This is a genomic window from Christensenella sp. KGMB01412, from assembly GCF_055522415.1.
The window spans coordinates 340664-365011 of sequence record NZ_JBVFVW010000002.1 but is presented as its reverse complement, the minus strand read 5'-3'; the positions used below and the strand labels follow the sequence as shown (position 1 = coordinate 365011).

Sequence of the window (24348 nt, the reverse complement as noted above, 5' to 3'; positions counted from 1 at the left end):
AGTTGAAGTGCCACCAAAAACAGCCACGCCCGCCTGAAAGCATACTATTTTGCAGCCAGAACTTCAAAATCAAGCGTATCCTGCTCCGTGCCGTTTGCGATAAGCGTAATCGAATGGATGCCGGGATAATGCTTCCTTGAACTTACGTCGGCAAAGGAATGTTTTTTTGTGTACAGCCTCTTCCCGTTTTCCTTGAAGGAAAACTCAGATATCTGGAATATCCTGCGATTTCGTTTGCCGCTTGCTTTCACATAATCAATACCATATTCGAGCCGTACCTTGGCCTCTTTTTTCGCTTCAACCATAAAGGAAAAGGTCATATCTTCCCCAATGGAAACAGCTGCGGCGCCAAGCGCGAGGCCTTCAACCTTCACACAACCGGCGCCTGCAAACCCAAAGATACCCAGCACATCCCTGTTTCCTTTTTTGAGAAGCGTCCTGCATCCGTGCTTCACAATCCAATCGGTATGCCTGTCTTTGCCATACCAAGCCTTTGCGGTCTGTGCAACAAGATCAGGATGTGTTTTTGAGATGTCGTTCAGATTGTTGGCCACGCTTTTCCGGACATACGGCGATGGATCTGCCTTCAGTTGTTCTAAGATGCAAAGAACCGGGGAAGGATCTTTTTTGAAGCTGTCCAACGCTTGCCCCCACGGCAGACTGGGACGGCACCCCTCGCTGGCGAGCCGCCTGACATGCTCATCGGCATGACCGGCCCACGCGGACATCTGCCGCATCATACGCTCCTCGTGATTGATGATAAAGGGCCTAACGGCAAACTCGGAAGAAGAGGATGGGGTATACCGCTCCAAAGCCGCCATCGACAAATCCCAAAAGCATTCGTCCTGCCCGTAAACTTCAACAAAATCCGGGAAGTACATTAATGTAAAGTCGTTAAACCCCGCAGGATAACCCGCAACGACCTTATCAATGATGCCAAGCGCCTGTTCATAATCGTTTGGCAAATGCTTTCCCAAATTGACAGTAATTCGCCGCATTCGGGCTTTCAGCGCTAACCCATCCCATGTTTCGTCCATAATGCCGTCCACAAAATCATCAACCCGAAACGGTTGATATACGGCTTTCATCCGCAGAGCCAGCTCTCGAATCGACCGATCATTATATCTGTTTTTCAGTAATTCTGCCATATTGCTTCCTCTTTTCAAATGGCATTTCGCCACGAACGTTCACATCAACTCTTACGACAGGGGATGCCGTCCTGACAGCCAAACATGTTTTTACGCCACAAGTTGATCTGTATTTATCATAGCACATTCTATCCGACAGCTAACGTCATATTTTCAGTCCCCATATGCGAAACCAAACGACAGGTTATTATGATACAGCGGATTGGCCTGAAAGACAAAGCAAACTCCGGCCGCAGTGCATCCCGGAAATTTTTTCAATATCGTTTCACAACCTCTTTCATTATTTCCTTTTTTGGTTTATCCTGTATTTGGGAATCTTTTATGAAAAGTGGTATGTCACTGCTTTTTCTGTTTATAAAGGTAGAAATATCGTTATGATCATTTTTTTGACGGGGGAATTATTATGACAATTTCATTACCGGATTTTATATCCCAGCTCGGCTCCAATCCCGCGCTGCTCATCACCGTCATCCTGACACTTGGGGTTATTCTGGTGAACGGCTGGACAGATGCGCCAAACGCGATTGCAACCTGCGTTTCCACACGCGCCCTAAAGCCCAAGCCCGCGATCCTGATGGCCGCAGTGTTCAACTTTCTCGGCGTGCTGCTTATGACCATGGTAAACGCCACCGTCGCCTACACCATTTATAGCATGGTTGATTTTGGCGGGAACTCACACGAAGCTCTGGTCGCGCTGTGCGCCGCAATGGTAGCCATCGTTACATGGGCTACCGTGGCATGGCGCTTTGGGATTCCCACCAGCGAAAGCCATGCGCTCATTGCCGGGCTTTCCGGTGCTGCGATCGCAATGCACGGCGGCCTTGGCGGCATCAACGGCGCGGAATGGGTAAAGGTATTGTATGGCCTTGCGCTTTCCACCGGCCTTGGGTTCGGACTGGGCTGGGTATCCGCAAAAATCACGGCGTTTGCCGCACGGGATATTGACCGCCGCAAAACCACAAAATTTTTCCATTATGGGCAGATCGGCGGTGCTGCAGCTATGTCGTTTATGCACGGCGCGCAGGACGGGCAAAAATTTATGGGCGTGTTCCTTCTTGGCATCTTTCTTGCCAAAGGGCAGGCTAATGTGACGTCCTTTGAAATACCGATCTGGCTGATGATCCTGTGCTCCGTCGTCATGGCCCTCGGGACCTCGATCGGCGGCTACCGCATCATTAAGGCGGTTGGGATGGATATGGTCCATCTCAAAGGCTATCAGGGTTTTTCAGCCGACGTATCCGCCACCACCTGCCTGCTGATCTCTTCCCTTACGGGGCTCCCGGTCAGTACGACGCACACGAAAACCACTGCCATCATGGGCGTAGGAGCGGCACGGCGCGTTTCCTCCGTTCACTGGGGCGTTGTGAAGGATATGTTTATGGCATGGATACTTACCTTCCCCGGCTGCGGCGTCATAGGTTTTTTAATGGCGTTGCTCTTCATGGGAATCTTCTGAACCTTGCCGGTCTCAAATTTGAAAGGAATCTATTATGGCACGAAAAAACGCTTACAACTATTTTGACGAATTTGTAAAGCTCGTGGGCTATTCCTGCGACGGCGCGGAAATTTTGAATCGTACGCTGCGCGATTTTAATCCTGAAACAGTTGCCGAATCCATGAACGCGCTGCATGATATCGAGCACAGCGCGGACGACACCAAGCATCATATGATGAAGGTTCTGACGCATGAATTTCTCCCCCCGCTCGAGCGCGAAGACATCACAGAGCTTGCCGAGCGGATTGACGACGTAACGGACGCCGTGGAGGACGTGATTGTAAAAATATACACCTTTAATATTCAGGCCATTCGTCCTGACGCACTCGAGTTCATGGATATTATCATGAACTGCTGCAGCACAATGAAAAAGGCCATGCAGGAATTCCATAATTTCAAAAAACCCGCCCTCCTTATGGAGTATATTATTGAACTCAACCGCCTGGAAGGCGAAGGCGACCAGCTATACACCAAAGCGATGCGCAATCTGCACGTGACCTCAAAAGATCCCCTCGAAATCATAGCCTGGTCCAAAACCTTCGACTATCTTGAAAATTGCTGCGACGCGTGCGAAGACGTTGCAAATACGCTTGAAAGCGTAATCATGAAAAACACCTGACCGTGCAAGTTCTACAGGCTTTGCACGATCCGGCTATCCTGACGAAATACAAAAAAGATCTGCGTTTTGATACGCGGATCTTTTTCGTGTCGGAATCAAAATGAATTGTCAGCTGCTTTTGCCTTCCCCTTTTTGACAGGGAGAATGGCTTTTATTTCAGACTTCCTCGTTCAGTTTAATGTTTGTTACGTTCAGTGTGCCGTCTTCAACGAACAGTCCAAATTTATGGAAGGGCACTCCTCCCGTCGGATCGTAGATGCGGTAGGAAAGCGCAAGCTCGTCGTTTACAAAGCATTCCACAAAGGAACCGTCCACAAACGCCTTGACGTCGATCTCCCTGCCGTTTTCAATCTTCAGGGGGCGTTCTATGGTTCTTGGGCCGTCGACCTCCATCGGCGCGTCGTCTATTTCCGGATTCAGTGTTTCCCAGAAAGGATCAAGCGCAACCGGGTAACGGGTGATGCTCACCCTGGAACGCGCGGGTTCGAAAATCAGCTCCCATGAAGGCGACAGGCCTTCCGTGCTTTTAAGCAGCAGGCCAAACGCGCCGTATCCGTCTTCCAGATTCAGCTTCGCATGCAGCATTACCGCATCTTTGCTTTGTTCTTCAAAGAAGCCGTATGCAAAGGTGGATGTGGATTCCACCCTGAGGGAATCTTTTTCCTCTTTCCAGTCGCCCATCATCGGCTTGAACTGCTTTGGCACGGGTTTCCCAAACGAATCCACGATTTCATGGGGCACGCATACGACAAGTGTGCCGTCCTCCTGCTGCAACAGCTCGTGCGGCATTGCCATATCGCCCGCGTAGGTCCATCTTCCCTCATTGGTCAGCGTTTCGCGCTCATAGATATTCCCCCACTGGAAACGGCGTTTGCCGTCTGTAAGCGATTTCGCCGCATAAAAACGCCTTCCGTCAAAGCCCGGGAGACGCGGCGTGCGCCACGGCCCATGGCAGCTCTTTGAAATACGGTATGTCGTTTTGGCGTTCTGGTCAAAGTGGGAATATACCAAATACCACCAATCGCCCATCTTAAACATCTCCGGGCATTCCGGGCAAACCATATACCAGGGCGAATATAAAACATGATCCTCGCTCCAGTTCCACAGATCGGATGACGTGCGGTAGGTAATAACGCCTTTCCTGTGGAACGGCCCGCCATCCTTATATCTGGCGGCCAGCACCATCCAATACACCTGTTCGTCTTCATTCCAGAACACGTAGGAATCGCGATAATCGATCTGCTCCAGATAGGGATCCGGACGCAAGGTCGGGAAGTCCGGACGCTTTGTATAATGATATCCGTCTTCGCTCGTTGCAAGGCTTATCTTCTGCGGATTTTCCGCGTCATGGTCAAACGACGTAAAAAACAGATAGAACATTCCGTCGTCCCGTTTGCGTACGAGGCTTCCGGTCCAGCACCCATCCTCATCCATCTGTCCCGGTTCACCGGGATAGAGCGCCGGCTCATGCACCGTCCAATGCACCATATCTTTGCTGGAAATATGGCGTTGTGTATCCTTGCTCCTGATTTCGGGTACAATTTCTCCCAGGGAGTCCCACGGCGGGCTTAAGTGTATCACATGATATTCCCCGTCAAAAAACAAAGGCATCGGATCACTGCAAGGCGGGTTCTTCGGGCCTGAACGGCGATAAATGTTAGACATAATGAAATCTCCTTACTTTTTATTATTTTATATGTTTGTCCTTTCGAACAAATCTTTATTATTTTCATATAGATCAACAAACAGTTGATATGCTTCGTCATAAACGTTCTTCGTTTTTGCAGACGGTTCGTACACAGTCTTATCAAATGCAATCAGGTGGCTGCTGTCCTGTGCCGTACGGAATATACCCGTGCCAAGCGCAGCCAGTATTCCTGCGCCCAGGCACGCCTGCTCCTTAACCTGTGAAACGACGATCTCTTTTCCAAAGATATCCGCCTGGATTTGCAGCCATACAGGGCTTGTAGCCGCTCCTCCTGATGCGATGATACGCTCAACGCCAATTCCCAGTTCGTCGAAAATATCGAGCGTTCCCTTGAGTCCGAAGGCAACCCCTTCCATTACGGCGCGGGCAAAATGCCTGTCGTCATGGATCAGCTGGAGCCCAAAGAAAATCCCTTTGGATTTTGGATTCATATAGGGTGTTCTTTCCCCTGTCAGGTGCGGAAGAAACACGATCCCTTCACTGCCCGCAGGAATCTGGGCCGCCATGTCGCTCAATTCCTCGAAGGATTGCTTTTTCAGGATATTGTCCTTGAGCCACCGCAGCGACATGCCGCTGCACAGGGTTGCGCCATAGATAATAAACGCTTTGTTGATCGCGTGGCAGAAGGTGTGCGTCCTGAGCTTCGGATCATATATATCCTCCGCTATGTAGGATGCGATCTCCCCGCCCGTGCCGATGTTGGATACCACGACGCCTTCCTGATACGCGCCGTTTCCAATGCACTGGCACTGCTGGTCTCCGCCGCCAAAGATAACCGGGATCCCTGCGCGAAGCCCTGTTTGCCTCTCACATTCCGGCGATACCTCACCTGCAATTTCAGTCGATTCGTGGCAATCAGGGAAAAAGTCCCTGTCAAGACCTGTCCTGCAAATAAATTCTTCGCTCCAGCCTCTTGCCCTGACGTCAAAGCAGGTTGTGGACGACGCATCAGACGCATCCGCCCCATATGCCCCTGTCATCCTGTACCTGATATAATCCTTGGGCATCAGTACCTTATCGATCTGCCTGTAATGCTCCGGTTCGTTTTCCCTGATCCACATAAGCGACGGGAAGGCAAAGCCGGTGTATGGATCGTTATGCGCGATCCTCTTGATCTCATCCTCAGACAGCAGCTTTTTGATTTCCTCCACCTGTCTGTTTGAGCGCTGGTCCAGCCATATGATCGCCGGACGTACGGGCTTGCCGTTCGCATTCACGGCGACAAGGCCGTGCATCTGCCCCGACAGCCCAACCGCCGCAATTTTTTCAAACGCAGCCTGGTGGTCAGACTTCAGCTTTCCCAATGTATCGCAGACAGCGTTCCACCATTTTCCGGGGTTCTGCTCCGCATACCCCATTTGCGGCACAATCACCTCATAGCCCTGTGAAGCTACGTCAATTACGCCGTTTTCGCTGTCCAGCAGCAAAGCCTTTGTGCTTGACGTACCGATATCTATTCCCAATAAAATCGACATACTATTCCTCTGCGGCGGACAGTCCCGCCCCTCCTCAAGTGTTTACTTCGTTTTGTCGGCAGCTTAGAATTTTTCATTTCGTTTTTTCAGAAAATCGATGGTAACGGCAATCAGTATTACGATACCCTTCACAATGTCCTGCATGGACGAATCAATGGCCAATAAATTCATTCCGTTGCTCAGGATCGCTATGATGAGGCAGCCGATGATGGTACCCGATATGGTGCCTACGCCGCCGCTCATGCTGGTGCCTCCCAGTATAACCGCGGCAATGGCGTCCATTTCTGCTCCGTCTCCCACGCTGAACTGTCCGGAAAAGGTCCGTGACGCGCTGATAATTCCGGCAAACGATGCAAACAACGCAGCGAGGATAAAGACGACGAACGTCACCTTTTTGGCATTGATGCCGGCATAAGTCGCCGCCTGTTTGTTATCGCCCACCGCATAGATGTGGCGGCCAAATTTCGAATATGCCAGCAGCAGCCCGGTGATTGCAATGATGATGATCATAAATACGACAGGTGCGGGAATCGCTCCAAAGTAGCCTGTTCCAATAAATCCAAATAAATCGTCGTTTACCATGATCGTTTTATTCTGCGTATATACCTTTACGAAGCCACGGCCAATATTCATAGTGGCAAGCGTCACGATGAAAGAGGGAATTGTGGTTCGCGACACTACAAAGCCGTTAAACACGCCAATCAGCGTCCCGCAGCCCATTGCAAGGGGTATCGCCACAATCGAAGCCATGCCGTTGTTGGTGATAAAGCCTGCGCACAGGCAGGCCGACACCGCAATAACGGAACCAACCGATAAATCAATACATCCCAGGATGATGACCATTGTCATGCCGCATGCAAGAAATACGTTTGTGGACATCTGACGCAGTACGCTCAGAATGTTGCGCGACGTGGCAAACGAATCCGTCAGGATCGCCAGTACCACGCACAGCGCAGCCAGCCCGATGAGAATACCTATTTTGCTTTTGAGTCCTGTCATAAACGTATGCCCAAAACCCGAAAGTCCGTTTCTTTTTTCCAAAGTTACCTGAGCCTTCACTTTTCTATACCTCCAACTATTGTTACGCTACATCGGTTGTAGCCAGCATCATTATCTTTTCCTGATCCAGCTCTTCACGCCGGAGCACGCCTGTCGTTGTACCGTGGCACATCACGACCACCCTGTCGCTCATGTTAATGAGCTCCGGTAATTCCGAAGAAATCATAATGATCGACATTCCCTCGGCTGCCAAACCATTGATCAGCTCATAGATTTCAGCCTTTGTTTTCACGTCTACGCCCCTTGTGGGCTCGTCGAGTATCAGGATGCGTTTGGTACACAGCAGCCACCTTGCAATCAGCACCTTTTGCTGGTTCCCCCCTGAGAGTCCGGCTACGCTCTGTTCCATCGTGGAAACCTTCACAGACATTTTATCGATATAGGTCTGCGCGAGTTCCTTTTCATGTCCGCGCTTTAGCGCCACGCCCTTGATGAAGTCTGATAAAACGTCAATGGTCATATTAAACCTGACGCTCTGTTCCAGAAACAGACCCAGCTGTTTCCTGTCCTCCGGCACCATACCGATTCCAAGGTCAATCGCTTCGATGGGATCTGCGATTTTAATTTCCTTCCCATCCAGCTTTATGGTTCCGGCAGCCGGTTTTTGCAGGCCAAAGATGCAATTCATCGCTTCGCTGCGCCCCGCGCCCACAAGGCCCGAAAATCCCAGGATTTCTCCCTTCCGCAAATCAAAGCTGCAGTCCTTCACGCGCATACCGTCCGAAAGCCCCTTCACTTCCAGAATCACTTCGTCGGTCGCGGTATCCGTCTTTGTGTAATAACTGGATAATTCCCTGCCCACCATCAGCGAAACAAGCTTTTCGCGGGTTGAATCCTTTGTGACAACCGTGTCGACATATTGTCCGTCGCGCATGATGGTGATCCTGTCCGATATTTCATCAAGCTCGGACATCCTGTGTGAGATATATATGATTCCCATGCCCTGTGCTTTTAATTTTCTGACCGTATCGAACATGACCTCGACCTCTTTATTGGAGAGCGAAGAGGTCGGCTCATCCATAACGATGATGCGGGCTCCAAAGGAAATCGAACGAACGATTTCAATCATCTGCTGTTCCGCAATATTGAGTTCTCCAAGCTGTTGGTTCGCTTTTATGTCAAGCCCAAACCGGTCCAGTATCGCCTGCGCTTCCCTGAGCTGCTGAGATAGCCTGACACTTCCAAACTTTCCGTCGAGTTCCTGGCCCAAATAGATATTTTCCGCTACCGACATGTGCGGGATCAGCATCAACTCCTGGTGAATGATACTGATTCCATTTTGCCTGGCAGAGTTGATATCCTTGATTTCAACCTTTTTTCCCTCAATCAATATTTCGCCTTCGTCTTTGGTATAAATGCCGCCCAGCACTTTGATGAGTGTTGATTTCCCCGCGCCGTTTTCTCCAAGCAGCGCGTGAACCTCTCCACCGCGCACCTCGAGTTGCACCTTGTCAAGCGCTTTGGTGCCCGGAAAGCTTTTGGATATATTTTTCATTTCCAGTAAAACGCTCATTCTCATACCTCCCTCATGTTTTTCTATTTCATCGGTCCTTACCCGTTATTCTCTTATTTCAATATTTTTGGTTGTATCAATGATCTTTTTTATTCCGGCGCGGAGGTGACCGCGCCGGAATCTCTGCCTAATACTTCATTGTATTTGTTTGCTTTTCCTTATTGCCATGATTCCGCAAGGTAATCCTTAACGTTATCCCTGTCGATGATGAAAGGCTCGATGTAGATTTCTTTCTCAACGTTTTCGCCATTTAGTATTTTATAAGCGGCCTCGACGCTGGCTTTGCCGATGTTGATCGGTGACTGTGCCGCCGTTGCCCGGTAAACCGTATTTTTCGAAATTTCCGCCTTTGCTTCAGGGCCACCGTTTACGCCGTAGATTGCAACGTCTTCACCCGCGGCAACCACTGCTGCATACGCGCCCATACCAGATTCGTCGTTGATTGCGAATATCGCAACCAGGTCATCGTTGGCCTGCAGGATATCATTTGTGATTTCCAGGCCCTTTTCCGGCTTTCCGCCAGCATCCAGCTGTGCTACGACTTCAAAGTTGGAATCCTTGATGCCGTCGAGGAAACCGTCTGCGCGGTCAGTTGCAGCCGTGTTAACCGGAAGGTCGAGTACCGCTACCTTCCCGCCGTCCGGGAAGTCCTTTTTCAGGGCCTCTGCCGCCAGTTGTCCCGCTTTAAAGTTATCCGTAGCGATGAAGGTATCAACCTGTTCGATATTTACAACCGCGGAATCGAAGTTTACAACCGGGATTCCCGCTTCTACAAGCGCTTCCACCGCCGGTCTGCACGCTTCCGAGTCAACCGGATTGAAGAATACAAGGTCAACACCCTGGCTGATAAAATCTTCTACAATCTGGAGCTGTGCGTTGCTGTCGGCCTGTCCTTCCAAATGGATGATGGTATCTCCATTTGCCGTAACCGCTTCTTCAATCGGAGCGTATACTGCGTCAAAGAAATCTCCCGCGCCCCATTCCGTGAAACCGAATTTGTAGTGCTTGTCGGAATCGTTTGACACGCCGCTTGCATCAGCGGAAGCCGTTGCTTCTGCCGACGGCGCTGTTGTGCTTTCCTCCGCCGCCGGTTCAGCAGGCGTAGAAGAGCATGCCACCAGCGCTACCGCCAATGCGAGGCACAATACGATTACCATGATTTTTTTCATTCTTTTTTCCTCCGTTTTTCTTTTTTAGTCCTTTTAACCGGACAAATAGATATTTGACTGATGTGGACGATAAATTGAAATTCGCGTAAAAAGCGTACACAAAGCAGAGCGAGGTTCAAAAAACCGCCAATAACAACCATGCTGACCGTTATGCTTTTTTTAAACGATAAGCATTATTATGTAATTTTTCCTGTGTTTGTGATTTGATCTTCCGGTCAAATCCGTCCTGACTTTAATTGACTACGCATTTTTGCTGTCGCTAAACAGCAAAGGCATTGAAAACGCACGATTGATTGCAAGGGCCGCAGCGCCGTAATAGGCGGGATCCTTGTCAAAAGAAGTTAATCGAATCTCCAGTTGATTTATCACCCTCTTTATCGTCAGTTTACTGATAAGCTTCTCGAGTTCCTCTACTACCGGCAAGCCAATTTCGCTTACCTCGTCCCCTATTATGATAAGACTGGGATTATAGCTGTAAATAATATTGGTAATACCTGCTCCCAGATACTTCATAACCCTTTTAAAAATTCTGTAGGCAAACTTATCCTTTTCGCGCACCGCCTTTGCCAGCATGGCAAAATCAAATTCCATGGGGAGCGATGTGTCTTCATCGGCGCACGCCTGCCGCTCCTTGAGCGCCAGATTCAGGAAAGCGATGCTGGAGGCGTAAAGCGTCAGGCAGCCCCTGTTTCCGCATTCGCAACGCAAACCGTTGAACATAATGCTTGTATGGCCGATTTCTCCTGCGATGCCCTGCGAGCCCTTCATGATCTCGCCTTTATGATAAATCCCGCTGCCGATGCCCTGCCCGACCGCAACGTAAACGATCGTATCATCATCGTGCGGTTCACTGGAAAGCGTACACTCCGCCAGCACACCCGCATTCGCGTCATGGTCTACGACAACCGGAACATCAAAGCCCTTTTGCAGCTCCTCTTTGAGGGATATCCTCTCCCAGCCCGGGAAATCCGCCACCGGCTCTATTTCCCCAACCTTTGAATAGTAGGGGCCAGGCACCGCAACGCCAATCGCGACGATATGCTTATCCGGATTGCCCGCAATCAAGTCCTTGATATCTTTCTTGATCCTGTGCAAAAGCAGCGTCAGTCCTGTACCGGGAACCTGTTCTTTTTTATAAAGTAATATTTCATCCCCAACAATGTTGAATAACCCAACGCTGTAAAACCGGCGTGTCAGCCTTACGCCGACTACAAAAAACTTTTGGTCGTTTATGGTAAGCCCAATCGACCTGCGGCCTTTTTTACCCTCTATCGAACCGGTCTCCCTTACGATATCCCAGGATATAAAATCATTTATAATATTTGTAATGGTTGCTTGTTTCAAACCCGATTGCTTTGCCAGCCTCGCCCGCGAACACAGCCTGTTGCGTTGCAGCAGCTTCAGGATCAGCGTTCGGTTCATCTCCTGGATGCTCTCAAGGTTCTTTCCTGTATCTTCCATAGGAGCCCGTCCTTTAGTCATAGTGGTAAGATTTTTTATTTATAAATTGGATTAATTGATTAATTTTCTTAATCATAACACCGGCTTTGTTGTTTGTCAACGCCTATTTCGCTGTTTTTTGATATTTTAATATTTTTCGTCAAAAATAAAAATCAGCATTTCATTGCTTTTTTCCGCATTGCAAAGGCGTTTTTCAACAAACTTCAAACGAACATTATTCCTCCTATTACTTAATCCATTAAATTAATTCTCCTAATTAACTAAATTGTATTGACATCGTTTTGGGGCTATGTTATTCTTCAGGTAATCGAATCCCAACCATATAATAGATATATAAAATCCAAAGTATATGCGGCCTTTTTATACAAACGCCGCTTTTTCCGGTCCGATCCATCCGGCAGCAAATAAACGCAATCAATTTACAGCGTATTAACTTATGGCGCCGCCGTAAAGGCTCGCCGCACAGCAGTTTCTATCAAATGCTTGCCGCGCAACCATTTGGCAAACCGCAATCAATAACAGGAGGTTCTTATGAAAGTCTTTCGCAGAAATCAAAACAATCTGCCATCCGGTGATGCAATTCCATTTTTCCACGATGGCGTTTACCATTTATTTTATCTCACAAGCCCGCCGGGAACCACACGCTGGCCCCAGCGCGTGCGTACCACATGGCAACACGCCCGTTCTACAGACCTTGTAACCTGGGAGGAATTGCCGCCCGCGCTCGTTCCCGGCAACGAGCCGGATCCTGACGCAAACGGCTGCTGGACAGGCTCCGCTATCTTTGCAGACGGAATGTATCATATTTTTTATACCGGTTACCACATCAGCGGGGACTCCCCCCAAACGATATGCCATGCAACCAGCAAAGACAGCGTCACCTGGACAAAAGATTCCGCCAATCCTTATATTGTGCCCGACACAAATCTTTACGAAAATATAGACTGGCGCGATCCTTATGTGTTTTTTAACACAGAGGACGACTGCTATTGGATGATCCTCTCCGGGCGGCACAACGCCGGTCCGGACAACAGGCGCGGATGCGTTATACTTTATAAATCAACCGACCTGAAAACCTTTGAGCATTATGGCCCAATCTACGACGCTTACCACACCAACTGCCCGGAATGCCCGGAAATGTGGAAAATGGATGATTTCTGGTATCTGTCCTATTCACGGTTTTCCGAACGCGCCCAAACCTTTTACCGTTATTCCAAATCGCCCTACGGGCCGTGGCGTACTCCCGTTTACGACGGAATTGACGGACGCAGGTTTTACGCCGCCAAATCCCTTGTGAACGATGAAGGCAGGCGCTTTTATTTTGGCTGGCTGCACGACCGCGAAGGCGGTACGGACGACGGCTGGTGGCAATGGGGCGGCGTTTTTGGGATTCCCCACGAGGTCGCCCCAATGGGCGGTGGGAATCTTGACGTATTCATGCCGGAGGAATTCCACAGCGCTTACACGAAGCACATCCCCACCGGATTCACGCCCAAACTGGGAGATATCAGGCTTTATGGCGATAAGGCCATTGAACTGAAATCCACAGGCACGCTTTCCTACGGTTATTTTGACACGAAGGAAACCGGGATTTTGTTTGAATGCGACGTACTGCCCACAGATATTGGCGACTATTTTGGAATCACCCTGAAAACGGACGAAGACCTGGACAAAGGCTATCTGCTTGTGTTTGACTATGCAATGCAGCGGCTTTCCGTCAATAAGATGCCTGCGCCGCTCGATCCTTTTTGGGCTACCCTTTCCGGCAAGGAACAACCGGCCCCCGAGGCAGACGGCCCGCGCGTATGTGAAAAGCCTTTTCGCTTTGAACCCGGCGAATACATCAACGTAAAAATTGTCCTGGAGCATGATTCCTTTGAAATTTTCGTGGACGATATGATCGCATTTTCCTACCGGGCCTACGAAGAAGCCCCTCACAACCTTGGCGTATTCGCGCAGGACAGCAGCGTGGAATTTCACAACCTCTCAATCAAAAAATAATCCCTCCTTTCGGATGTTTATCAGGGAGTAACGTTTCCTGATACCGGTCTCCACCGCATCTGAAGCATAAAAAAAGAGCTGTCCCTGAAAATCAGGGACAGCTCTTTTTTATTCTTTTACCGCATCCTGCCCAAACGACCGGATTTTTTCATACCGCTTTTCCAACAGCTTATCAATCGGTTCCTTTTGCAGCTCGCGCACCGCGTCTGCCAGATACTTTTTCACAATCCTGGCAAACTTGCCTTTATCATCCGACTGTGCGCCGCCTTCCGGCTCCGGAATCACATCGTCAATAAATCCAAGCTCCTTTACCTCCGCGGCTGTCATACGCATCAGCTCCGCTGCTTCTGCCGCCCGCGAGGAATCCTTCCATAAAATACTGGAAAAGCCCTCAGGCGAAAGAATGGAATAAACGGCATTTTCAAGCATTGCAAGCTTATCCGCTACGGCAAGCGCAATCGCACCGCCGCTTCCGCCTTCGCCGATAAACAGGCCGATCACCGGCGTTTTGAGCCTGGAAAGCTCAAGCAGGTTCCGCGCAAGCGCTTCGCCCATGCCGCGTTCCTCCGCACCGATCCCGCAAAACGCTCCCTGCGTATCCACAATGCAGATTACCGGGCGGTGGAACTTCTCCGCCTGCCGCATCAGCCGCAGCGATTTACGGTAACCTTCCGGGTTGGCGCATCCAAAATTGCGCGTCACCTTTTCGCGCAGGTCTGCGCCTTTTTCCTGTCCGACCACCGTAACGGGTATGCCGTCCAGGTATCCGATGCCGCCGATCACCGCCGCATCGTCTGCGAACAGCTTATCGCCGTGCATTTCCATAAAATCATCAAAGATATATTTGATCATGTACTGCGCTGTCGTCCGTTTGGGATCGCGCGCTGTTTGTACGATCTCCCATGCCGAGCGTTTTTCACTCATTTCGCGCCACCTCCCGTATGCAGCTTCAGCACCTTCGTGAGCGTTTCCTTTAGCTCGCCACGCGGTACGATCATATCGATAAAGCCCTTTTCCATCAGAAACTCCGCCGTCTGGAAGGTGGGCGGCAATATCTGCTTCACCGTCTGCTCGATCACACGCCGTCCCGCAAACCCAATAATTGCGTTCGGCTCAGAGATCGTCACATCGCCAAGCATTGCAAAGCTTGCGGTTACACCGCCTGTTGTTGGATCTGTCAATACTACAATATATGGAAGCCCTTCCTGATCGAGCCTGCCGATCATAGCAGCGGTTTTGCTCATCTGCATCAGGGAAACAAGGCCCTCCTGCATGCGTGCGCCGCCGGAAACCGTAAAGGCAACAAGCGGCAGTTTCTTTTGCAGCGCAAGCTCTGCTGCACGCGCAAACTTTTCTCCCACAGCCGCGCCCATAGAGCCCATCATGAAAAAGCCGTCCATTACGGCGATCACCGCCGGCTGCCCGCCGATCGTGCATTCGCCTGTGATAATCGCTTCCTCTTCATTGGTATAAGCGCGGATTTTTTTGATCTTTTGTTCGTAACCGGGAAAGTCGAGCGGATTCTTTCCAATGAGCCCGCAGTCTATCTCCGTAAAGCTGCCGTCATCCGCCGTGTAAAGAATCCGCTGGCGTGCGGAAAGCCTGAAATGATAATGGCAATTTGTGCACACGTTAAGGTTCGCAAGAAGATCGTCCGTATAAATAACGGCCCCGCATTCAGGGCACTTTTCCCACATGCCCTCCACCTGCTCCTCATCGTGGGCGACAGGCGGATTGATGATCTGCTCCTCCGGCAGTACCGGCATCTCCGTCTGCTGGTTTGTGCGATATACGCGCATCGTAATGTCTTTGCGTTTTTTAGAAAATAAACCCATTGATTATTTTGCCTCCATGATACGCCCCACAAGCCCGGTATCGAGCTTTCCAGTGATCACGTCTTCATTGTTCAAAAGATCGAGTTGGAAATCCGCATTTGTTTCTACGCCGTCCACAACAAGCTCCGTAAGGGCTGCGCGCATTTTGGCCATTGCACGCTCGCGTGTGGGCGCGTGCACAATCAGTTTACCAATCATGCTGTCATAGGTTGGCGGAATCTGGTAACCGGTATACATTGCCGTATCAAACCTCACACCCGGCCCTCCCGGAAGGTGCAGCGCGTCGATCATACCGATTGACGGCATAAAATTCTTTTCCGGATCCTCCGCGTTGATACGGCATTCAATCGCATGTCCCATCAACGGAATATCCTTTTGCTCAAAGGAGAGCTTTGCCCCGTTCGCAACCAGTATCTGCTCGCGCACAATATCCTTGCCCGTAATCATCTCTGTCACCGGGTGCTCTACCTGCACGCGCGCGTTGAGCTCCATAAAATAATAATTGCCCGACTGCTCGTCGTACAAAAATTCAATCGTTCCCGCATTTTTATAACCGGACGCCTTCGCGGCGCGTACCGCCGCCTCGCCGATCTCCCGGCGCTTATCATCGCCAAACGCGATGCTGGGCGCCTCTTCCATCACCTTTTGGTTCCTTCTCTGCAAAGAACACTCGCGTTCGTACAGGTACACCGCGTTTCCATGATTGTCGCACATGATCTGCACTTCAATATGCCGCGCGTCCATAATACATTTTTCCATATAAAGCGTCCCGTCGCCAAACGCCCCCAACGCTTCTTTATACGCCGCGTCAAACGCATCCTCAAGGTCTGCCTCCTGGTCTACCTTGCGTATCCCGCGGCCTCCGCCGCCGTTCGCAGCCTTGATCATGACCGGATACCCAATCTTCTTGGCGATCTTTTTGGCTTCGCGTGCGTTTTTAAGCGCTTCCAGCGAACCCGGAATAATCGGCACATCCGCCTCAGTCATGATTCGCCTCGCCATCAGCTTATCGCCCATTTTTTCCATTGCGTCCGCATCGGGGCCGATAAAAATCACGTTGCTTTTATTGCACATGCGCACAAATTTTGAATTTTCAGATAAAAAGCCGTAGCCCGGATGGATTGCGTCCGCTCCTGATATGCTGGCTGCAGAAAGCAGGTTGTACGCATTCAGGTAGCTGTCCTTTGGCGCAGGCGGCCCAATGCAATATGCCTCATCCGCAAGCTGCGTATGCAGGGCATTTGCATCGATCGTCGAATATACCGCAACGGTTTCTATCCCCATCTCGCGGCACGCACGTATCACACGAACGGCGATCTCCCCGCGGTTAGCAATCAAAACCTTATTAATCATTGAATACTCCTTCACTCATGCAAAGCGTTTGTGCGCGTCTTCAGTCCTGCTTCACAAGCACGAACAAAATCTCTCCCTCGCACACAACCTGATCCTTTACGGTCGCTTTGACTTTTCCCTTGCCACCCATAGAGGACAGCCGCAGAATTTCTGTTTCGAGGATCATATCATCCCCCGGCTTCACCATACCACGAAAACGGACCTTATCGATCCCTCCAAATACGGCAAGACGCCCCTTATACTTCTCATCCTGCAAAATTGCAACAGCACCTGCCTGCGCAAGTGCCTCTGTAATCAGTACGCCCGGTAAAATCGGATTCCCCGGAAAATGCCCTTTGAAGCAAAACAAATCCTCGCGGATATGCCACAGCGCCTTGGTACGCTTTGCTACCTCGCATTCCAGTACCTCGTCCAGAAACAGAAACGGATCCCGATGCGGAATGATTTTTTTGATACCTTCCTGATCAATCATAGCTGGCTCCTTTCCCGTCTCAAATGTAGTTGAACAAAAGCTGGCCGTATTCCACGCTGTCGCCGTCCTCGCAGGCAACCCATGTGATTTCGCCATCCTCCGGCATTGTGATCTCATTCATCAGCTTCATTGCCTCAACCATACAGATGATATCGCCCTTCTTGAGCTTGTCGCCAATTTTGACGTCCTTGCCTTCAGAAAGCTTATGATATACGCCCACCAGCGGAGAAACAATTTCCTTGCCGCGGTTCTCCTGCTGAACGGGAGCTTCTGCCGGCGCAGGCGCAGCTGGTGCTTCAGCCGCAGCCGCAGGGGCCGCCGCAGGCATTGCTGCCACAGGCCCGGAAGCGATTTGTGCAGAAATCTGCGGAGGCGCCGTCACATAAACCGTTTTTGACTCCGAACTTCCGCGTTCCATCTTGAGGCTGAAATCGCCGTCGTTTAATTCAAATTTACTCAAATCTGTGTCGTCCACAGCCTTGAGGAGTTCCAGTACTGATTTTAAATCCACTGTTTTGCACTCCTTTTTATCATTCAAAATTTATACTACTCAAACCTTTTTAAACAGCAACGCCGCGTTATGTCCGCCAAATCCAAGTGAATTTGAAAGCGCAGCCTGCACGTCCAGTTTTCGTCCTTCGTTTGGAATATAATCGAGGTCGCATTCCGGATCGGCCACCTGATAATTGATCGTTGGCGGTGCAAAGCCGTCTACGATACTCATAATCGAAAAAATCGCTTCAATGCCGCCTGCCGCACCGAGCGCGTGGCCTGTCATCGATTTTGTGGAGGACACCGGAATTTTATAAGCAGCTTCACCAAACACCTGCTTAATTGCCATTGTCTCAGTTTTATCGTTAAGTTCTGTCGATGTGCCATGCGCATTGATATATGATACCTCAGAAGGCTCCATATCTGCGCTTTCAAGCGCATTCTGCATTGCCTTGGCAACCGCCGCGCCAGTCGGCTCCGGAGCTGTCATATGATAAGCGTCGCAGGTTGCGCCATAGCCTACGATTTCCGCATAAATGCGCGCGCCACGCTTCACTGCCATTTCATATTCTTCCAGCACCACTACACCCGCGCCTTCACCAATCACAAATCCGCTGCGTTCCAGATCAAAAGGAATCGACGCGCGTTCCAGTACATCTGCTTTTGTAAGTGCCTTAAGGCCCAAAAATCCGGAGATTGCGAGCATCTTGATCGGAGATTCGGCTCCCCCCGCAAGCATCGCGTCCATATATCCGTCCTTGATCAGGCGGTAGGAATCGCCAATGGAGTGATTCCCCGATGCACACGCAGTTGCGATTGAGGTGCAATACCCTTTGAGCCCGTGCCGGATGGCGAGGTTCCCTGACGCCATATTGCTGATCATCATTGGAATCAAAAGCGGGGTAACCCGCTTAAAGCCCTTTTCATTGAGCTTGGTGACTTCTTTTTCCATGGTATCAAGGCCGCCGATACCGCTTCCCACAAGCACGCCAAAACGGAATGGATCACACGGGAGTTCTTTTCCCTGTTCAAGACCCGCATCTGCCATGGCCTGGCTGCCTGCAATCACGCCGTATTGCGCATATTCGTCATAACGGCGCACTTCCTTTTTATCAAGGTAATCAAGCGGATCAAGATTTTTCAGCTCTCCCGCAAAATGGACCGGCAAGTCTTCCGCGCCCGCTTTTGTCAGCGGCCCAATTCCATTTGCGCCGTTTTTTACGTTGTTCCATGCTTCGTTCACCGTGTTTCCGGTTGGGGAAAGGATGCCCATTCCTGTTACAACAACTCTTCTGCCCATAAAATTCTGTTCCTTCCAATCTAAAATCCGCCCGCAGCGCTCATGCGCGCCACACCGGCAAAGCCTTTACCTGATTTCTGATTACATATACATTCCGCCGTTGACGGAAAGCACATGACCTGTGATATAAGAAGCGGCGTCGCTTGCAAGAAAAGCGACTGCGTCGGCAATGTCGTCCACTGTGCCTCCATGCCTTAAAGGAATACTGCTGAGTATTTCCTCACGCGCCTTTTCCGGCATTGCGTCCGTCATCGGTGTTTCTACAAAACCCGGAGCAACCGCATTCACCGTGATACCCCGTGAACCGATCTCTTTTGCCAGAGACTTTGTAAAGCCGATCATCCCTGCTTTGGACGCAGAATAATTCGTCTGTCCGCCCTGTCCGCACAGCCCCACAACGGAAGCCATGTTGATAATACGGCCGCTTCTCTGCTTCATCATATAAGGTACCGCATGACGGCAACAATTAAATACGCTCTTCAGGTTCACATTGATTACCGCGTCAAAATCCTCTTCCTTCATGCGTGCCAGAAGTCCGTCGCGTGTGATTCCGGCATTATTCACAAGAATATCGATAGAGCCAAAGGTTTCCACCGTTTGCTTTATCATTGCCTCAACCTCGTCAAATTTACTTGCATCCGCCTTAATCGCGATGGCTTTCACGCCTTTTTTCTCGATTTCAGCAACCGTTCCGGCATAATCCTCGTCTTCAAACAAATAGTTCACTACAATGTTATTGCCTTCGTCCGCAAGCCTCAGGGCAAGCTCCCTGCCAATGCCGCGCGAGGCTCCTGTGATCAGTGCTGTTTTTGCCATTGTAAAACCCTCCCGTATCTCCGGAATCAAAATCCCAGCTCTTTGAGCCCGCTTACCGCCGCCTCAAACGATTCAAAATCATTGATATAATATGTATTCACGCCTTTATCGATCCTGCCTGCAAAACCGGTGAGCGTCTTCCCCGGGCCCACCTCCACGAACGTATCGTAGCCCTCGCCGATCATCGAACGAATAATCTGTTCGAACAGCACCGGGCTGGAGGTTTGCTCCGCCATTACCTGTTTCATTGTTTGCTTTTCGTACGGTATACCCGTACGATTTGCATAAAGAATAAATTCCGGCTCCATGAACTGCGCGTCCTCAATCTCCGCCAAAATATTCTTTGCAGCCTGCTCCATGTGCGCCGAATGGAACGCACCGTTTACCGGCAGCCTCATGCACTTGATTTTATTTTCCTTGCAATACGCCATCATCGCTTCGATGCGTGATAAATCACCCGCAACTACAGTCTGCCCCGGACAGTTGTAATTGACCGGAATCAAAACGCCTCCGTCCGCAAACTGCTGTGCAAGCTGCCTGACCTCCTGCGCCGTTTTTCCGAGCACCGCCGCCATTGCGCCTTCATGCTCCTGCGCCGCCTGTTGCATCCACACCGCGCGCTTTTCTACAAGCCGCAGCGTTTCCTCGAAAGGCAGCACGCCCGCAGCCGTGATCGCGGCGTATTCGCCGAGGGAAAACCCCGCAGCCGCACCGGGACGTATCCCCGCCGACTTCAAGGCCTCGTATGCAGCAACATCCACTGTAAAAACAGTAGGCTGCGTATTGATTGTCTGATTCAATTCACTTTGCTCTGCCGAAAAGCACATATCCAAAATTCCGGGATGGACCTTCTCCGCCCGTTCAAACACCGCCCGCGCTGCGGGCACGTTGTCAAAAAGGCTCTTTCCCATTCCGGTCTTCTGCGCGCCCTGACCGGCAAAAAGCACCGCCAGTTTACCCAATAGTCAGTTCCTCCAAACAAATATGCGAAAGCGCAAAATTGATACTTTTGCGCCCGCATTCCTGTTTCATTCTAAAAAATAATTGCTTTATTTATTGTCTTCGATATATTTTACGAGGTCTGCAACGCTTTTCAGGTTTTCCGCTTCCTCCACGGATACGTCAAATTCTTCTTCGATGTCCATTACGATTTCAACCATATCGAGAGAATCGATCTTGAGGCTCTCAAAGGTTGCATCCATTGTGATATCGTCAACATCGATATCCATTTTGTCACTGATAATTTCCGCTATTTTCTCATAAATCATTTGCTTTTCCTCCATAGAAAAATAATTAATCAAACGCTTTGTAACCGCGTTTTTACCTGTTTACCACTCGTATACCGCACAACCGGACGACAGTCCGCCGCCAAAGCCCGCGATTACAAGCTTCTGCCCTTTTTTGAGCAAGCCCTTTTTGTTCATCTGGTCAAGCGCAATCGGAATGCTCGCAGCCGACGTATTGGACGTATCGTCGATATTGGAATAAAACTTTTCGATTGGCTGTCCAAGGCGCTGTGCGATGGTTTTCGTAATGCGCTGATTGGACTGGTGCATCAGGAACCAGTCGATTTCCTCAGGCGTTTTGCCCGTTTCCTCGAGCGCAACGTTGATGACGCGTTCCGCCTCGCGCGTTGCAAATACGTATACCTCGCGCCCTTTCAGCGATGCGTAGGAAGGCTGGACTATGCCGTCCACAAGCGTATTCATGCCGTTGATCTCAATGAGCCCGTCCGTATCCGGCTTGGAATACACCTCAAAATACTCCAGGTTATCGCCATACTCCACAACCATAGCGCCCGCTCCATCCCCAAACAGGATACAGCTTGCGCGGTCGTCCATATTCATAAAACGCGAGAGCGTCTCGCTTCCGCACACCAGAAACGGCTTGCCGCCCGGTTTCAAAAGGCCTTCCACCGCCTTTAGCGCAAACATAAACCCAGTACATGCGGAGTTTACGTCAAAGCATACTGCCACAGGGATTTCAAGCTCGCGCTGTATCTGGCTTGCCACAGAAGGTACGCCCATTTCGTTCGTCACCGATGCAACCACGATCCCGCCGAGATCGTCCTTTGTGATCCCCGCTTCCTTCATCGCGATGTTTGCCGCGATTACGCACATATCCTTGTTCCACATTCCGTTTTCCACGTAATGCCTGCGCTTGATACCCGTGCGTTTTGTGATCCATTCGTCAGACGTATCTATAATTTTTTCAAAGTCCTCATTGGTCATCACCTTTTCAGGCAGGTAACTGCCGGTGCCCATGATACGTATACCCATATTTCCTCCAGTAACGTGGTCATCTTATATAAAGTCAAAATTTAGACAGTATAATAATATTCTAATCCACTGTAAATGTCAATCAAAACAGGAGCCGGGGAAAAGCCGCGCTCTCCCCCGCTCCCTTTATTTTTATTGATTCGCCTCTTTTGTATAGTTGAGCAGTCCTCCGGCAAGCAGCATTTCGCGCAGACGCGGCGAGATGCTAAGCTCTACCTCAAAGCTTTCACCCTTTGTTTCGTCCTTTACGGTAAAGATTTCCTTGTCCTTTACGTTTTCACGCACGCCGGTAATCTTCAGCACGTCGCCCTGATCGATCTTGTCGTAATCCGCTTCGTTTACAAAAGTGAGCGGCAAAATTCCGTTGTTAATCAGGTTTGCCATATGGATACGTGCAAAACTCTTTGCAAGGACGGCTTTTACGCCAAGATACAGCGGCGCAAGCGCAGCATGCTCTCTCGATGAGCCCTGCCCATAGTTATGCCCTGCCACAAGGATCGATTTTCCGGCTTTTTTTGCGCGGCCCGGAAACGTCTCGTCCACAGGCGTCAGGCAAAAATCAGCCAGATACGGGATATTGGAACGGTACGGAAGCAGCTTTGCATTGGAGGGCATAATGTGATCTGTCGTGATGTTGTCCTCCATTTTCAGCATAACCTCCGCCTCGATCTCATCCGCAAGCGGCTCGTGTTTGGGGAAGGGCTTGATGTTCGGACCGCGTACCACTTCTACCTCACACGCGCATTCCGCTGGAGGAATAATCATGTTGTCGTTTACCTCAAATTGCTCCGGCATATCGACGTCGAGGATCGAAAGGTCTGAAAGCTCCATCGCATCCGATAAGTATCCGTTTAATGCTGTCACCGCAGCCGTTTCAGGACTTACGAGATATACGCTTGCGCTTTTTGTCCCGCTTCTTCCGAAGAAATTCCTGTTAAAGGTACGCACGGAAACCGCATCCGTCGCTGGAGACTGCCCCATGCCGATGCACGGTCCGCATGCGCATTCCAGAATGCGCGCGCCCGCATCGATCATATCGGCAAGCGCCCCGTTTTTGGCCAGCATATTCATCACCTGCTTGGAGCCGGGTGAAATCGTCAGGCTTATATGCGGGTTTACTGTCTTTCCTTTCAGGATAGCCGCAACGCGCATCAGGTCGCGATAGGAAGCGTTGGTGCAGCTTCCAATACATACCTGGTCTACTTTGATCGGGCCGATTTCCCCGATCGTCTTGACGTTATCCGGGCTGTGCGGCATCGCGGCCATTGGCTGCAGCGTGCCAAGGTCAATTACAATGTGCTCGTCATACTGCGCGTCCGCATCCGCAGAAAGAGGCGTAAAGTCTTTTTCCCTGCCCTGCGCCGCGAGGAATTCCCTTGTGGCTTCGTCACTGGGGAAAATGGAGGTCGTCGCTCCAAGCTCCGCTCCCATATTGGTAATGGTGGCGCGCTCCGGAACAGAAAGGGCTTTCACACCCTCGCCCGTATATTCGATGATCTTACCCACGCCGCCTTTTACGCTCATCACGCGCAGCACTTCCAAAATCACGTCCTTTGCCGATACGCCCGGTTTCAGCTCTCCCACAAGCTCCACATTTACAAATTCAGGGCAATTCAGGTAATATGCGCCGCCGCCCATTGCCACTGCAACGTCAAGGCCACCCGCGCCGATTGCAATCATTCCAATCCCGCCGCCCGTTGGCGTGTGGCTGTCTGATCCGAGAAGCGTAGCCCCCGGCACGCCGAATCTCTCCAGATTCACCTGATGGCAGATACCATTGCCCGGACGCGAAGCATAGATTCCGTGTTTTTTTGCGACGCTCATAATATAATTATGGTCGTCCGCGTTTTCAAATCCGCTTTGCAGCGTATTGTGGTCAATATACGCCACAGACCGTTTGGTCTTTACGCGGTCGATGCCCATCGCTTCAAACTGCAGGTATGCCATTGTTCCGGTAGAGTCCTGTGTCAGCGTGTAATCGATACGGATGGAAACCTCGCTTCCGGGAATCATTTCGCCTGAAACGAGGTGTTGCTCCAATATTTTATAAGCCAGCGGTTTACCCATTCTTTTTCTTTGCCTCCGTTATTCTACTTAATTATATACCTGCTTATTTTATACGTTTTACCTACTTTTTTCAAGTAGCGTGCCTT

General features: G+C 50.4%; 21 protein-coding genes. 3 read left to right on the top strand and 18 right to left on the bottom strand.

The genetic code is table 11. The features are described from left to right. Positions 1-44 precede the first annotated feature (44 nt). A complete protein-coding gene (locus ACS5WU_RS04755; RefSeq protein ID WP_302759854.1) occupies positions 45-1148 on the bottom strand; it encodes a DNA alkylation repair protein in 1104 nt (367 codons plus the stop codon). 403 nt (positions 1149-1551) lie between these two features. Here ACS5WU_RS04755 and ACS5WU_RS04750 point away from each other — a divergent pair, with 403 nt between their 5' ends. Together ACS5WU_RS04750 and ACS5WU_RS04745 are read left to right on the top strand one after the other, a co-directional pair. After that, entirely contained in the window at positions 1552-2604 is a 1053-nt protein-coding gene (locus ACS5WU_RS04750) for an inorganic phosphate transporter (protein WP_046444108.1), read from the top strand. Between the two features lie 34 nt (positions 2605-2638). Continuing rightward, the gene (locus tag ACS5WU_RS04745) at positions 2639-3262 is read left to right on the top strand and encodes a DUF47 domain-containing protein (RefSeq protein WP_320606782.1); all 624 of its coding nucleotides are present in this window, start codon (positions 2639-2641) and stop codon (positions 3260-3262) included. A 156-nt stretch (positions 3263-3418) separates the two neighbouring features. Here ACS5WU_RS04745 and ACS5WU_RS04740 read toward each other — a convergent pair whose 3' ends face one another. The 6 genes from ACS5WU_RS04740 to ACS5WU_RS04715 form a co-directional block, all read right to left on the bottom strand. Continuing rightward, positions 3419-4927, bottom strand: coding sequence for a glycoside hydrolase family 32 protein (locus ACS5WU_RS04740; protein WP_046444106.1), 1509 nt, complete (start codon positions 4925-4927; stop codon positions 3419-3421). Positions 4928-4954: 27 nt separating this feature from the next. Beyond that, positions 4955-6445, bottom strand: coding sequence for a xylulokinase (gene xylB / locus ACS5WU_RS04735; protein ID WP_046444105.1), 1491 nt, complete (start codon positions 6443-6445; stop codon positions 4955-4957). A gap of 63 nt (positions 6446-6508) precedes the next feature. Then, entirely contained in the window at positions 6509-7444 is a 936-nt protein-coding gene (locus tag ACS5WU_RS04730; protein ID WP_046444305.1) for an ABC transporter permease, read from the bottom strand. 82 nt (positions 7445-7526) lie between these two features. Further along, complete coding sequence (locus tag ACS5WU_RS04725) at positions 7527-9023, bottom strand: sugar ABC transporter ATP-binding protein (protein WP_465088991.1); 1497 nt, start codon at positions 9021-9023, stop codon at positions 7527-7529. Positions 9024-9175: 152 nt separating this feature from the next. Next, complete coding sequence (locus tag ACS5WU_RS04720) at positions 9176-10186, bottom strand: sugar ABC transporter substrate-binding protein (RefSeq protein ID WP_046444103.1); 1011 nt, start codon at positions 10184-10186, stop codon at positions 9176-9178. 240 nt (positions 10187-10426) lie between these two features. Further along, positions 10427-11647, bottom strand: a complete 1221-nt coding sequence (locus ACS5WU_RS04715) for an ROK family protein (protein WP_302760092.1) — start codon at positions 11645-11647, stop codon at positions 10427-10429. Between the two features lie 531 nt (positions 11648-12178). Here ACS5WU_RS04715 and ACS5WU_RS04710 point away from each other — a divergent pair. Next, positions 12179-13648: a GH32 C-terminal domain-containing protein gene (locus tag ACS5WU_RS04710; RefSeq protein ID WP_302760091.1), complete on the top strand. Its 1470-nt coding sequence runs from the start codon at positions 12179-12181 to the stop codon at positions 13646-13648. A gap of 108 nt (positions 13649-13756) precedes the next feature. On the opposite strand, the gene ACS5WU_RS04705 is transcribed toward ACS5WU_RS04710, so the two are convergent. The 11 genes from ACS5WU_RS04705 to ACS5WU_RS04655 all read right to left on the bottom strand — a co-directional run bounded on the left by ACS5WU_RS04705 (position 13757) and on the right by ACS5WU_RS04655 (position 24262). Next, the gene (locus tag ACS5WU_RS04705) at positions 13757-14572 is read right to left on the bottom strand and encodes an acetyl-CoA carboxylase carboxyltransferase subunit alpha (protein ID WP_465088990.1); all 816 of its coding nucleotides are present in this window, start codon (positions 14570-14572) and stop codon (positions 13757-13759) included. Then, a complete protein-coding gene (accD, locus tag ACS5WU_RS04700; RefSeq protein WP_082103528.1) occupies positions 14569-15483 on the bottom strand; it encodes an acetyl-CoA carboxylase, carboxyltransferase subunit beta in 915 nt (304 codons plus the stop codon). Before accD ends, ACS5WU_RS04705 begins: the two co-directional genes overlap by 4 nt. 3 nt (positions 15484-15486) lie before the next feature. Then, positions 15487-16836: an acetyl-CoA carboxylase biotin carboxylase subunit gene (gene accC / locus ACS5WU_RS04695; RefSeq protein ID WP_046444099.1), complete on the bottom strand. Its 1350-nt coding sequence runs from the start codon at positions 16834-16836 to the stop codon at positions 15487-15489. A 40-nt stretch (positions 16837-16876) separates the two neighbouring features. After that, positions 16877-17308: a 3-hydroxyacyl-ACP dehydratase FabZ gene (gene fabZ, locus ACS5WU_RS04690; RefSeq protein ID WP_302760088.1), complete on the bottom strand. Its 432-nt coding sequence runs from the start codon at positions 17306-17308 to the stop codon at positions 16877-16879. A 19-nt stretch (positions 17309-17327) separates the two neighbouring features. After that, positions 17328-17819 carry an acetyl-CoA carboxylase biotin carboxyl carrier protein gene (locus ACS5WU_RS04685; protein WP_302760087.1) on the bottom strand — a complete coding sequence of 164 codons (492 nt, stop codon included), beginning with the start codon at positions 17817-17819 and terminating at the stop codon, positions 17328-17330. 39 nt (positions 17820-17858) lie between these two features. Continuing rightward, on the bottom strand, positions 17859-19100 hold the full coding sequence (gene fabF, locus ACS5WU_RS04680; protein ID WP_465088989.1) for a beta-ketoacyl-ACP synthase II: 1242 nt from the start codon (positions 19098-19100) through the stop codon (positions 17859-17861). 81 nt (positions 19101-19181) lie between these two features. Then, positions 19182-19916, bottom strand: a complete 735-nt coding sequence (fabG, locus tag ACS5WU_RS04675) for a 3-oxoacyl-[acyl-carrier-protein] reductase (RefSeq protein WP_302760085.1) — start codon at positions 19914-19916, stop codon at positions 19182-19184. A gap of 26 nt (positions 19917-19942) precedes the next feature. Next, positions 19943-20878, bottom strand: coding sequence for an ACP S-malonyltransferase (locus tag ACS5WU_RS04670; protein ID WP_302760084.1), 936 nt, complete (start codon positions 20876-20878; stop codon positions 19943-19945). 87 nt (positions 20879-20965) lie between these two features. Then, on the bottom strand, positions 20966-21184 hold the full coding sequence (locus tag ACS5WU_RS04665) for an acyl carrier protein (protein WP_046444093.1): 219 nt from the start codon (positions 21182-21184) through the stop codon (positions 20966-20968). A 60-nt stretch (positions 21185-21244) separates the two neighbouring features. Next, positions 21245-22195, bottom strand: a complete 951-nt coding sequence (locus ACS5WU_RS04660) for a 3-oxoacyl-ACP synthase III family protein (RefSeq protein ID WP_046444092.1) — start codon at positions 22193-22195, stop codon at positions 21245-21247. 132 nt (positions 22196-22327) lie between these two features. Beyond that, a complete protein-coding gene (locus ACS5WU_RS04655; protein ID WP_302760083.1) occupies positions 22328-24262 on the bottom strand; it encodes an aconitate hydratase in 1935 nt (644 codons plus the stop codon). Between the last annotated feature and the right edge of the window lie 86 nt (positions 24263-24348).